General features: G+C 66.1%; 11 protein-coding genes. 8 read left to right on the top strand and 3 right to left on the bottom strand.

What is annotated here, in order from left to right; genetic code table 11:
- The first annotated feature begins 87 nt into the window (after nt 1-87).
- From K5K93_RS07310 to K5K93_RS07300, 3 genes are all read left to right on the top strand, one after another.
- Nucleotides 88-801 (top strand): hypothetical protein, encoded by a 714-nt coding sequence (locus tag K5K93_RS07310; RefSeq protein WP_222390396.1) that lies wholly within the window; start codon nt 88-90, stop codon nt 799-801.
- Between the two features lie 81 nt (nt 802-882).
- Entirely contained in the window at nt 883-2,379 is a 1,497-nt protein-coding gene (locus K5K93_RS07305; RefSeq protein WP_093817589.1) for an ATPase domain-containing protein, read from the top strand.
- The gene (locus K5K93_RS07300; RefSeq protein ID WP_222390395.1) at nt 2,369-4,423 is read left to right on the top strand and encodes a PAS domain-containing sensor histidine kinase; all 2,055 of its coding nucleotides are present in this window, start codon (nt 2,369-2,371) and stop codon (nt 4,421-4,423) included. Before K5K93_RS07305 ends, K5K93_RS07300 begins: the two co-directional genes overlap by 11 nt.
- Before the next feature lie 94 nt (nt 4,424-4,517).
- On the opposite strand, the gene K5K93_RS07295 is transcribed toward K5K93_RS07300, so the two are convergent.
- On the bottom strand, nt 4,518-5,549 hold the full coding sequence (locus K5K93_RS07295) for a LacI family DNA-binding transcriptional regulator (protein ID WP_025873949.1): 1,032 nt from the start codon (nt 5,547-5,549) through the stop codon (nt 4,518-4,520).
- A 284-nt stretch (nt 5,550-5,833) separates the two neighbouring features.
- Between K5K93_RS07295 and K5K93_RS07290 the strand changes: the two genes are divergently transcribed.
- The 5 genes from K5K93_RS07290 (at nt 5,834) to K5K93_RS07270 (ending at nt 10,546) form a co-directional block, all read left to right on the top strand.
- Complete coding sequence (locus K5K93_RS07290; RefSeq protein WP_093817592.1) at nt 5,834-6,406, top strand: single-stranded DNA-binding protein; 573 nt, start codon at nt 5,834-5,836, stop codon at nt 6,404-6,406.
- 204 nt (nt 6,407-6,610) lie between these two features.
- Nucleotides 6,611-7,501 (top strand): TIM barrel protein, encoded by an 891-nt coding sequence (locus K5K93_RS07285; RefSeq protein WP_222390392.1) that lies wholly within the window; start codon nt 6,611-6,613, stop codon nt 7,499-7,501.
- 26 nt (nt 7,502-7,527) lie between these two features.
- A complete protein-coding gene (locus K5K93_RS07280) occupies nt 7,528-9,213 on the top strand; it encodes a GMC family oxidoreductase (protein ID WP_222390390.1) in 1,686 nt (561 codons plus the stop codon).
- Nucleotides 9,213-9,788: a gluconate 2-dehydrogenase subunit 3 family protein gene (locus K5K93_RS07275; RefSeq protein WP_093817594.1), complete on the top strand. Its 576-nt coding sequence runs from the start codon at nt 9,213-9,215 to the stop codon at nt 9,786-9,788. The genes K5K93_RS07280 and K5K93_RS07275 overlap by 1 nt, the downstream gene beginning before the upstream one ends.
- Nucleotides 9,773-10,546: a DUF1080 domain-containing protein gene (locus K5K93_RS07270; protein ID WP_222390387.1), complete on the top strand. Its 774-nt coding sequence runs from the start codon at nt 9,773-9,775 to the stop codon at nt 10,544-10,546. Before K5K93_RS07275 ends, K5K93_RS07270 begins: the two co-directional genes overlap by 16 nt.
- Nucleotides 10,547-10,556: 10 nt before the next feature.
- On the opposite strand, the gene K5K93_RS07265 is transcribed toward K5K93_RS07270, so the two are convergent.
- Nucleotides 10,557-10,853: a cytochrome c gene (locus K5K93_RS07265; protein ID WP_235204635.1), complete on the bottom strand. Its 297-nt coding sequence runs from the start codon at nt 10,851-10,853 to the stop codon at nt 10,557-10,559.
- A gap of 18 nt (nt 10,854-10,871) precedes the next feature.
- Nucleotides 10,872-11,738: a sugar phosphate isomerase/epimerase gene (locus tag K5K93_RS07260; RefSeq protein ID WP_208081889.1), complete on the bottom strand. Its 867-nt coding sequence runs from the start codon at nt 11,736-11,738 to the stop codon at nt 10,872-10,874.
- Between the last annotated feature and the right edge of the window lie 6 nt (nt 11,739-11,744).

Raw genomic sequence — 11,744 nt, 5'->3', positions numbered from 1 at the left:
TTGGTCATGGTGCCCCAGACGATGGCCGTCCCAACGGGTGGGGGCTGGATATACTCGTTCACGCCCCGACGCGGAAAAGGACATCCGGTGCGCATCGCATTCTGGTCAAGCTGGTTGCTGTTGATCTCCCTCGGTATCGGGTTGGCGCTGGCGCTGGCCGATTTCCGTACTGCCACGCATTACGCATCCGCACCGCTGCTGCTGGAACCGGGCACGCAGCTGACGCTGGAAACCGAGCGGTTGTTGCCGGGGCGGCCGCAGTTGTCGTTGACGTTCCAGCGGCCCCCGCCGGACTACGACCAGCCGGATCCCGTGCTTGGCAACTGGCAGAACAGTCAGCACGCCGGTTTCCTGCGCTTCCGCACGCCCGGCGAGCCGATCAGGCTGAAAGTCGAGCATGACGGTCGGCACGCGATCTATCGGGCCATGCCGGTCAGTTCGCATGGCTCGGGTGAGGTGACGCGCGAATTTACGCCGGACGAACCCGGCGCATCGCCCACCGATTTCCAGTGGCCGCCACTGGCCTCGCCGCTTACGCTGGGTGCAGGCAACCTGCACCTGAAGATCACCGTTGTGGAGGTCGGGCCTGGGCTGCGCGGAGAAACCGCGACACTGGGCCTGGAACCGGGCTTTCAGATGAAAGTGACTGACGCGGACTACGGTTGGTTGTGGCTGCTGTTTATCGTCAAACCAGCGCTGCAACTGCTGCTGGCGCTCCATGCAGTGGTGATGCTGGCGTGGAGCTGGCGCAGGGGGCGCACTTGGTGGCGGGGCAGAGCTGGCGTCGTGAAAGCTTCCTGAATGCGTTAACAGCGGTGCACTGGATCACACAACCCGTCGACAGGGGCGCCGATAGGATTTCCCCCTCAAACGTCGACGTCGATGCAGGCACGCATGCGGATCACAACCGGAATTGAAGGACTGGACAGCATCATTGGCGGCGGGCTGCCGCAGGCGCGGCTGTACCTGCTTGAGGGGCCGCCGGGCTCCGGCAAGACCACGCTGTCCCTGCAGTTCCTGCTGGAAGGCCTGCGGCGCGGCGAGCGCTGCCTCTACATCACCCTGTCCGAGACCGCCGAGGAACTGCGCGAAGTCGCGTTGGCCCACGGCTGGTCGCTGGACGGTCTGCACCTGTTCGAGCTGGGTTCGGCCGAAGGGGCGATGGGCAATGGCCGCCTGCAGTCGGTGCTGCATTCGTGGGAAATGGAGCTGGACGAGACGGTCAACCTGATCATGTCCAAGGTGGACAGCATCGGGCCGACCCGGGTGGTGTTCGATTCATTGTCGGAACTGCGCCTGCTGGCGCAGGATTCGCTGCGCTATCGTCGGCAGATCCTCGCATTGAAGCAGTTCTTCGCGCCCAAGAGTGCGACGGTTTTCCTGGTGGACGACCTGACGTCCAGCGGCGATGAGCGCGACGGCCAGCTGCACAGCCTGTGCCACGGCGTGGTCTCGCTGGAGCGCCTGACCCTGGACTTCGGCCCTGCCCGGCGCCGCATGCAGGTGCAGAAGCTGCGGGGCGTCGATTTCGTTGCCGGCTACCACGACATGGTGATCCGTCGCGGCGGCGTGCAGATCTTCCCCCGCCTGATCGCCTCCGAGCATCACGGGCGGTTCGTCGGAACGCCCATCAGCAGCGGCGTGGCCGAGATCGACCGGCTGCTGGGCGGCGGTCCGCTGCGCGGTACCTCCACCCTGTTGACCGGCCCGGCCGGCAGCGGCAAGACCAACGTGGCGCTGCAGTATGTGTGGGCGGCCTGCGAGCGCGGCGAGCGCAGCTGCATCTTCGAGTTCGACGAGCGCGTGGGCACGCTGCTGGCACGCGCTTCGGCGCTGGATATCGACCTGGAAAAGCACCTGCGCTCCGGCCTGCTGGAGATCCTGCAGATCGACCCGGCTGAAGTGTCGCCCGGGGAGTTCTCCTGGAACCTGCGCAAGTCCGTGGAAGAGCGCGACTGCCGCGTGCTGGTGATCGACAGCCTCAACGGCTACGTGACCGCCATGCCGCAGGAAAAACAGCTGATGCTGCAGCTGCACGAGATGCTGTCCTACCTCAACCAGAAGGGTGTGGCGACCTTCATGATCAACCCGCAGCATGGGCTGGTCGGCACCATGTCCACCGGCAGCCTCAACGTGTCCTACATCGCCGATGCGGTGGTGCTGTTCCGCTTCTTCGAAGCCAAGGGGCGCATCCGCAAGGCGATCTCGGTGATCAAGAACCGCGGCGGTGCGCATGAAGACACCATCCGCGAACTGAAGATCGACGGGCGCGGCATCACGGTCAGTGCCGCTTTGGCCGATTTCCAGGGCATCCTCACCGGCACGCCGGAGTTCGTCGGCGACAGCGCAGCGCTGCTGGGCCAGTCCGATGTCCGATAGCGACGAGGGCGGCACCGTTGTCCGTATCGTCGCTCCTTTCGGCCGTGATGCCGACAGCATCGCTGCGGTGCTGGCCAACGCGGGTCTGACAACGCGCATCGCACCTGCGCTCGACGAACTGGCGAGCCAGCTGGATGACTGCACCGGGCTGGTGGTGGTCACCCAGGAAGCGGTGGCACGCGGCAGCGAGGTACTGCTGCAGGCGCTGCAGCAGCAGCCGGCCTGGTCGGACATTCCGTTCATCCTGCTGCGCTCGGCGCGTTCCTACCGTCGTTCAACGCGCGAACCCCTCCTGCCCGCCTCGATCAACGTGGTGGAGATGGACCGTCCATTGGGCAGCATGTCACTGCTCAGTGCGGTACAGGGCGCACTGCGCGCGCGCGGCAAGCAGTTCGTGGTGCGTGACCAGCTCACCGCACTGGCCGATGGCCGTGCGGCGCTGGCACGCAGCGAGTCCGAACTGCGCCTGATCGCCGACGCCATGCCGGTGCTGATCGCGTTCATGGACCGCGCGCTGTGCTTCCGTTTCGCCAACAAGGCGTACGAGAGCTGGTTCGAACTGGCGACCGGCGAAGTCATTGGCAGACACGTGCGCGAGGTCATCGGCGAAGCCGTATGGCAGCAACGTCGCCCGGCGATGGAGGCTGCGTTGGCCGGTCGCGAGGCGGTGTTCGAAATCGTCTGGCCACATCGCGTGTACGGCCGTCGCGACTGCGAGGTGCGTTACTCGCCGCGTCGCAATGGTGAGGGGCGCATCGATGGTTTCCACGTGTTCGTCACCGATATCACCGCGGCCAAGCTGGCCCTTGCCAGCAGCCAACAGCACGCGCACGCGCTGGAGGCGATGGTGGCCGAGCGCACCCGTGAACTGGAAGCGCAGATGGCGGCGCGCGAGGCCAGCGACGCTGCATTGCGGCAGTCACAGAAGATGGAGGCGATCGGCCAGCTGACCGGCGGCATCGCCCACGATTTCAACAACATGCTGACCGGCATCCTGTCCGCGTTGGACATCGTCCGGCTGCGCCTGGACATGGGCCGGGTCGACGACCTCGAGCGTTTCCTGGACACCGCCACCGCCTCGGCACAGCGCGCGGCGGCACTGACCCAGCGCCTGCTGGCGTTCTCCCGGCGGCAGTCGCTGGATGCGCGTCCGGTGGAGCTCAACACGCTGCTGGTTTCGGTGCAGCACCTGCTGCACAGCACCCTGGGCGAGGCGGTGCGCATCCGCGCCGAACCCTCGCCGCTGCCCCTGCACGCCACGCTGGATGCCAACCAGTTCGAGAGTGCGCTGCTGAACCTGGCCATCAACGCGCGCGATGCGATGCCGCATGGCGGCGATCTGACCCTGCGCGCCTCGTCGGTAAGCGTAAGGGAAGGCCAGTACACGGCCGTGCCTGCTGGCGACTACGCATTGGTGGAGGTGGCCGACACCGGTGCCGGCATGGCGCCGGAAGTGGTCGAGCGCGCCTTCGAGCCCTTCTTCACCACCAAGCCCATCGGCAAGGGAACGGGGCTGGGCATGTCGATGGTGTACGGCTTCATGCAGCAGTCCGGTGGCCACATCGCCATCCAGTCCAATGTCGGCGAGGGGACGACGGTGCTGCTGTTCATTCCGTTGTCGGAGGCCGTTGTGGAAGACGTGCCTGCACCTTCGCAGCCGATCCGGCGCGGCGCCGGCCAGTCCATCCTGGTGGTGGAGGATGACGAGCAGGTACGGATGCTGGTGACGGTGGTGCTGGAAGACCTGGGCTACCACGCCCAGGTGGTGGGTGATGCCGATGCGGCGATTCCCATCCTCACTTCGGCGCAGAGCATCGATCTGCTGGTCACCGATGTCGGGCTGCCGGGGCTCAACGGGCGCCAGCTGGCGGAGATCGCGCGGCAAACGCGGCCGGCGCTGCCGATCCTGTTCATGACCGGCTATGCGGAAAAGGCACAGGAGCGCGCGGCCTTCCTCGACGAAGGCATGGCGATGATCGCCAAGCCCTTCCTGCTGGATGAATTCAGCATGGCGGTACGCACGGCCATGCCGGGCGGCGCGTAGCGATGCAGGTCCTGTAGAGCCGGGCTATGCCCGGCTGTCGTCGGCCTTGCGTCCCACGCATGCATGCCGAGCATGGCCTGGCGCCACCGAAGGGCTACGTGCGCAGCGACGACTCGCGCACCACCAGCTTCACCGGAATGCTCTGGCCTTCCACCGGCTGCCGGCCGATCAGCGCCAGCAGCTTCTCCACCAGCAGTTGACCGGCCTGCTTGGTGTCCTGCTGCACGGTGGTCAGCGGCGGCGACACCGAGGCTGCCAGCGGGATGTCATCGAAGCCGGTCACCGCCACGTCCTGCGGGACCCGCAGGCCCTGCTCGCGCAGCGCGCGCACCGCGCCGATGGCGATCAGGTCGCTGGCCGCGCAGACCGCATCGATGGAACGGTCCTGGGCCAGCAGTGACAGGCACGCCTCATGCCCGGACGCCTCGGTGGTGATCGCATCGTGCTGCAGCGCCGGGTCGGCGGTCAGGCCATGCGCACGCAGCGCCTCGACGTGGCCGCGATAGCGCTCCTGGAATTCCGGGTAATGGCTGGAGGCATGGCCGAGGAAGGCGATGCGGCGGCAGCCCTGTTCCAGCAGGTGGGCGGTGATGTCATGCCCGCCCTGGAAGTTGTCGCTGCCGATCGACACCCCCGGCTGGCCGGGCAGGGCCGCGCCCCAGCGCACGAAGTGGGTGCCTTGTTCCACCAGCCGCTGCAGGCGGTCGCGCGACTGGTGGTAGTCGCCATAGCCCAGCAGGATGATGCCATCGGCCTTGTTGCTGTCTTCGTAATCGGCCTGCCAGTCGGTGGACAGCTGCTGGAAGGACACCAGCAGGTCCTGCCCATGCAGCGCGCAGGCGCGGGTGATCGACCCCAGCATCGAGTGGAAGAACGGGTTGATCAGCGAGTCGTCGTTGGTCGGGTCCTCGAAGAACAGCAGGGCCAGCGTGCCGGCATTGCGCAGGCGCAGGCTGGAGGCATTCTTGTCGACCTTGTAGTTCAGCTCGCGGGCGATGCGCAGGATGCGCTCGCGGGTTTCGGCGTTGACCATCGGGCTGCCGCGCAGGGCCCGCGACACCGTGGGCTGGGAGACCCCGGCCAGGTGGGCGATGTCCAGGGAGGTGGCTTTGCCTTTGATGGTCATGGGGGCCGGCAGGGAAATGATCGGGGAATGATGCCATGGGGCGCCGATGGGCTGGCGCCGCGCGCCGGGGCAGGGCGCGCGCAGTGCCCTGCCCAGGGGGCTGCAGGCCGGATTCCGGCCATGGCCGGGGGCTTTCCCGACCCAGGTGTCGGCCGAGGGGATGGTAAGATGACCCGTTCTCGTATTCCCCCAAATTTCCCGGGGGCGACCCCAGCGCTCTGCACCCCCGCCCGGGGACGTGCTATCACTGGCGGCCTGCCCCTGGACAACGGACGAAGGTACCTATGGCGCGCGGCATCAACAAAGTCATCCTGGTCGGCAACCTCGGCAACGACCCGGACGTGAAGTACACCCAGAGCGGCATGGCGATCACCCGCATCAGCCTGGCTACCACCAGCGTCCGCAAGGACAAGGATGGCAACCAGCAGGAACGTACCGAATGGCACCGCGTGGTGTTCTTCGGCAAGCTCGGCGAGATCGCCGGCGAGTACCTGCGCAAGGGCAGCTCGGTGTACGTCGAAGGCAGCCTGCGTTACGACAAGTACACCGGCCAGGACGGCGTGGAGAAGTACTCCACCGACATCGTCGCCGATGAAATGCAGATGCTGGGCGGCCGCGGTGAAGGCGGCGGTGGCGGCGGTGGCAACTTCGCTGGCGGCGAGCGCCCGCAGCGCCAGCAGGCCCCGCGCCAGGAATACGGCGGCGGCGGCGGTGGCAACCCGCGTGGCGGCCAGGGCGGTGGTTACAACCAGGGCGGCAACCAGGGCGGCGGCTACGGCCAGCAGCGTCCGCAGCAGCAGCCGCAGCAGTCGGCGCCGCCGATGGATGACTTCGCTGACGACGATATTCCGTTCTGATCGAACGCTCGTCTGCAGGAAGAACAAAAGCCCCGCCTATGCGGGGCTTTTCTTTTCCAGGTTTCACGGCTGCGGAGTTGTGCCTCGCAGCATTGATTTTCGTGCACCGCGACTTGCAAACAGACAATTTCCTCCCCTATGGTGCAATCGATTGCATTGCCGTGAATCGTTGCGTTTGATACCGGTTGGGAGGCCGGCAGGTGGATGTCCATCCATTCGATCAGACCGGCCCCGGGCCTCACGCGGCGCGATGCGCTGCGCATGGCGGCCGCTGCGAGCCTTGGCTTGGGGGCGGCGGGCGTTCTGCCTGTGTTTGCCGCCACGGCGCCGCTCAAGGGCAACCTGAAGCACGCCGTCGCACGCTGGACCTTCCCGCAGCTGTCGGTCGCCCAGCTCTGCGCGACGGTGAAGGACATCGGTTTTGCCGCCATTGACCTGGTGGGCCCGGAGGATTGGTCCACGTTGAAGGCCCATGGCGTATACAGCTCGATGTGCAACGGCGCCGAGCTGGGCCTTACCAAGGGCTTTGCCGCCCGTGAGTTCCACGATCAGCTGGTGGAGCGCTACACGCGGCATATCGACCTGGTGGCCGATGCCGGTTACCGCAACCTCATCTGCTTTTCCGGCAACCGCAACGGGATGGACCCGCAGGAGGGCATGGCCAATGCCGAGGCCGGCCTCAAGCGCATCCTCGGGCACGCCGAGAAACGCGGCGTGGTGCTGGTGATGGAGCTGCTGAACTCCAGGGTCGATCATCGCGACTACCTGTGCGACCACTCCGCCTGGGGCGTGGAGCTGTGCCAGCGGCTTGGCTCGGACAACTTCGGCCTGCTGTACGACATCTATCACATGCAGATCATGGAGGGCGACATCATCGCCACCATCGGCAGGCATCACGCCTGTTTCAAGCATTACCACACCGCGGGCGTGCCGGGCCGGCACGAGATCGGGGACCAGCAGGAACTCAATTACCCCGCCATCTGTCGCGCGATCCGCGACACCGGTTTCGATGGGTATCTGGCGCAGGAATTCATGCCTGTGGCACCGGATCCCGTCGGTTCGCTGCGCGAGGCCATCCGCCTCTGCGACGTCTGAAACGATATCCACCAGGTGAGAGATCCATGGCAGACAATCATTACGACGCCATCGTTGTTGGCTCGGGAATCAGTGGCGGTTGGGCGGCGAAGGAACTGACCGGGAAGGGCCTCAAGGTCCTGATGCTGGAACGCGGACGCAACATCGAGCACGTCAAGGACTACGTCAACGCGATGAAGGAGCCGTGGGATTTCCCGCATCGCAACCGGCCTACACAGGCGATGAAGGCCGCCTTCCCGGTGCTGATGCGCGACTACGCGCTGGCCGAGAACCTGCAGGGCATGTGGGCCGACGAACAGGAATCGCCGTACATCGAGACCAAACGATTCGACTGGTTCCGCGGCTACCACGTGGGTGGCCGTTCGCTGATGTGGGGCCGTCAGAGCTATCGCTTCTCCGACCTGGATTTTGAGGCGAACCTGAAGGACGGCATCGCCACCGACTGGCCGATCCGCTACGCCGACATCGCACCCTGGTACGACCATGTGGAGAAGTTCGCCGGCATCGCCGGTACGCGCGAAGGGCTGGACGTGCTGCCGGACGGCGAGTTCCTGCCGCCGATCCCGTTGAACATCGTCGAAAAGGACGTGGCCGCGCGGATCAGGAAGGCCTTCGGCGGAACCCGGCACATGATCCACTCGCGCACGGCGAACATCACCAAGCCGATGCCCGAGCAGGGCCGCGTCAACTGCCAGTACCGCAACAAGTGCATCCTCGGCTGTCCCTTCGGTGCCTATTTCTCCACCCAGGCGGCGACACTGCCAGCGGCGATGAAGACCGGCAACCTGACCTTGCGGCCGTTCTCCATCGTCAAGGAAGTGCTCTACGACAAGGACCGCAAGCGGGCGCGGGGCGTGGAGATCATCGACGCAGAGACCGGCCAGACCTACCAGTACACGGCCAAGGTCATCTTCCTCAACGCCTCCTCCTTCAATTCGACCTGGCTGCTGATGAACTCGGCCACCGATGTCTGGGACGGCGGGCTGGGCTCATCGTCGGGTGAGCTGGGACACAACGTGATGGACCATCATTTCGGCGCGGGTGCCTCCGGCCGGGTCGAAGGCTTCGAGGACAAGTACTACTTCGGCCGTCGTCCCTGCGGCTTCTACATTCCCCGCTTCCGCAACGTGGCCGCTGACAAGCGCGGCTACCTGCGTGGTTTCGGCTACCAGGGCGGTGCCAGCCGCACGGGGTGGTCGCGCGAGATTGCCGAGCTGAACATCGGCGCCGACCTGAAGGAGGCGCTGACCGTGCCCGGTGACTGGCGCATCGGCATGACCGGCTTCGGCGAAATGCTGCCGCACCACGACAACACGATCCGCCTGGACCGGGACCGCAAGGACAAGTGGGGACTGCCGGTGCTGGCGATGGACGTAGCGATGCGCGCCAACGAACTGGCCATGCGCAAGGACATGGCCGCCGATGCCGCCGAGATGCTCGAGGCCGCCGGCGTCAAGGACGTGGAGATGCACGACAACGACTACGCCCCGGGCAAGGGCATCCATGAGATGGGGACCGCGCGCATGGGCCGTGACCGCAGGACGTCCGTGCTGAACCAGCACAACCAGGTCTGGGATGCGCCCAACGTCTATGTCACCGACGGTGCCTGCATGACCTCCAGCGCGTGCGTGAATCCGTCGCTGACCTACATGGCACTGACCGCGCGGGCTGCTGACCATGCCGTGCGCGAACTGAAAGCGGGGAACCTCTGATGGACCGCCGCGAACTGCTGAAGATGATCGTCGCCGCCACCGGCGCGGCGATGATCGGCCTGCCTGCGCTCGGTCAGGCACAGGCTCCCGCCGCAGGGGCGAAGACGCGCTTTACCGACGCGGAGGTCGGCACGCTGGACGAGATCGCCGAGACCATCTTGCCGCGGACGAAAACGCCGGGGGCGAAAGACGCAGGCGCCGGTGCGTTCATGGCGACGTTCGTCAGCGACTGCTACACCGCCCGGCAGCAGGCGACGTTCCGCGCTGGCCTCGCCGATATCGACAAACGCGCCGGCGGCCGCTTCGTTTCACTTGCGCCGCAGGCCCGCACCGAACTGCTGCGCGCGCTGGATGCAGAGGCCAGGAAGCACGCGGTCGAGGTGACCGAAACCGGCACCGCCGAAGCAGGAGAGCCGATGCCGCATTACTTCACGATGTTCAAGCAGCTCACCATCTTCGGTTTCTTTACCTCCAAGGTTGGCGCGACCGAAGTGCTGCGTTACGTCGCCGTGCCGGGCCGCTACGACGGCGACCTGGCCTATGTGCCCGGCACGCCCGCATGGGGGACCAGCTGATGGATCACGCCATGAAGATCGCGCCGCTATTGATCGCCGCCGGCGTACTGGCCGCGGCACCGGCGTCCGCGCAGGCCAACACCGATCCTGCGCGCGACCCGGCAAAGACCGAGGTGTGGACGCCCGTGCCTGCAATCGTGGCCACGCCGCCGGGCAAGGCTCCTTCAGACGCCATCGTGCTGTTTGATGGCAAGGATGCTTCCGCGTGGGAGTCGGAGCAGGGCGGGCGTGTGCCCTGGACCGTCGCCGACGGCGCCATGACCATCGTGCCGGGCAGCAAGGGCATCCGCACCAAGCAGCGCTTCTGCGATATCCAGCTGCATGTCGAGTGGCGCACACCTGTCGAGACCAAGGGTTTCGACGGCCAGAACCGGGGCAACAGCGGCATCTTCCTGCAGGAACTCTATGAGCTGCAGGTGCTGGACAGCTACAACAACCCGACCTATGCCAACGGCCAGGCCGGCTCCATCTACAAGCAGGCCATGCCACTGGTGAACGCCTCGCGCGCACCGGGGCAGTGGCAGGCCTACGACATCCTCTGGAAGGCGCCGCGCTTCTCGCCGGGCGGCGGGCTCATCTCGCCCGCGCGCATCACCGTGCTGCACAACGGTGTGCTGGTGCAGGACGACACCGTGCTGGCGGGCAGGACCGAGTACATCGGCCCGCCCTCGTATTCACCGCATGCGTGCGCGCCGATCCATCTGCAGGAGCACGACGCCAAGGTCAGCTACCGCAACATATGGGTGCGCGAACTGTAACGCTGGCGGCCTATTTCGCCAGATAGCTGGTGATGTCGTCGATCTCCTGTTGCGACAGCTGGGAGAACGGCGGCATCAGTCCGCCGCCCTTCCTGATCTTGTCCTTGATCTGCGCGGCATCCAGGCGCTTGCCGATGTCGGTGAGCGCGGGGAATGCGCCTGGCATGCCGGCGCGATCGGCACCATGGCAGGCCGTGCAGTTCGCTGTGTAGAGCTTTGCGCCGGCTGCAGGGTCGTCCTTGGACCATGCCGTGGTTGCCAGCATCGCCGCACAGAGAATCACAGCCATTTTCAGCATCGTTTTCAATCAGGACTCCTTCGCGTACTAGCGCTGCGCGCTGGCTGGCAGGCGGGGGGACAGGTGTTCACGCAGGTAGTCCGCGCCGGTCTGGATGACCTTGGCCGGATCGCGTGGCTGGTCGTGCTCGAGGATGTACCAGTGCACGCCGGCCGCTGCGGCGGCTGGCAGGATCGCGCGCCAGTCCAGCACACCCTGGCCGACGGCAGCGAAGCCGCCCTCGTCTTCGGCCTGGCCCTTGGCTGCATTGTCCTTGGCGTGTACCGCGAACAGGTGGCCGCGGAACTTGCCGAGCATCACCGCCGGGTCCAGGCCCGCACGCGCGACCCAGGCCAGGTCCAGCTCGGTCTGCAGGTCCGGCCCGGCCGCTGCGAACAGCAGTTCCAGGCCGGTCCGGCCATTGAAGTCGACCAGTTCGAAGTCATGGTTGTGGTAGGCCAGGCGCATGCCCTTGGCCCGTACCTGCTTGGCGATCGCGCCCAGTTCCTTGCCCAGCGCGGTCCAGCCTGCGGCATCGGTCGGCCGATCCTTCGCGTCCAGGTAAGGCACCACCAGGGTGGTGTTGCCGATCGACCGGTTGAAGGCCACCACGCCGTCCAGGTCCTTGCGCAGCTCGGCCAGTTGCACGTGGGAGGAAATCGCCCTGATCGAATACCGGTCCAGCAACTGCTTGAGTTCGGCCGCGCTGACGCCCTGCGTGCCCACCGTTTCCACCGCATCCACGCCGGCGTCGTGGACGATCTTCAACTGCTGGTCGAGCGGGCCGGCGTTGCGCAGTGTGTACATCTGCACGGCGATGGGCTTGTGCGGGGTAACGGCTTCGTTGGCGAAGGCGGGCAGGGCAGCGAACAGCAGCAGGGCGAGGGTGGCAGTTCTGCGGGCAGGCGTGTTCATCAAGGG

It is taken from the genome of Stenotrophomonas sp. DR822 (assembly GCF_019793815.1).
In the GTDB taxonomy this organism is placed as follows: domain Bacteria; phylum Pseudomonadota; class Gammaproteobacteria; order Xanthomonadales; family Xanthomonadaceae; genus Stenotrophomonas; species Stenotrophomonas indicatrix.
This window is presented reverse-complemented; position numbering and strand designations above follow the sequence as displayed.

Bases quoted from the DNA above. Each gene is read 5' to 3' on its own strand.
- K5K93_RS07300 (WP_222390395.1), top strand. From the start codon at position 2,369: ATGTCCGATAGCGACGAGGGCGGCACCGTTGTCCGTATCGTCGCTCCT.
- K5K93_RS07290 (WP_093817592.1), top strand. From the start codon at position 5,834: ATGGCGCGCGGCATCAACAAAGTCATCCTGGTCGGCAACCTCGGCAAC.
- K5K93_RS07270 (WP_222390387.1), top strand. From the start codon at position 9,773: ATGGGGGACCAGCTGATGGATCACGCCATGAAGATCGCGCCGCTATTG.
- K5K93_RS07280 (WP_222390390.1), top strand. From the start codon at position 7,528: ATGGCAGACAATCATTACGACGCCATCGTTGTTGGCTCGGGAATCAGT.
- K5K93_RS07260 (WP_208081889.1), bottom strand. From the start codon at position 11,738: ATGAACACGCCTGCCCGCAGAACTGCCACCCTCGCCCTGCTGCTGTTC.
- K5K93_RS07285 (WP_222390392.1), top strand. From the start codon at position 6,611: ATGTCCATCCATTCGATCAGACCGGCCCCGGGCCTCACGCGGCGCGAT.
- K5K93_RS07295 (WP_025873949.1), bottom strand. From the start codon at position 5,549: ATGACCATCAAAGGCAAAGCCACCTCCCTGGACATCGCCCACCTGGCC.
- K5K93_RS07305 (WP_093817589.1), top strand. From the start codon at position 883: ATGCAGGCACGCATGCGGATCACAACCGGAATTGAAGGACTGGACAGC.
- K5K93_RS07275 (WP_093817594.1), top strand. From the start codon at position 9,213: ATGGACCGCCGCGAACTGCTGAAGATGATCGTCGCCGCCACCGGCGCG.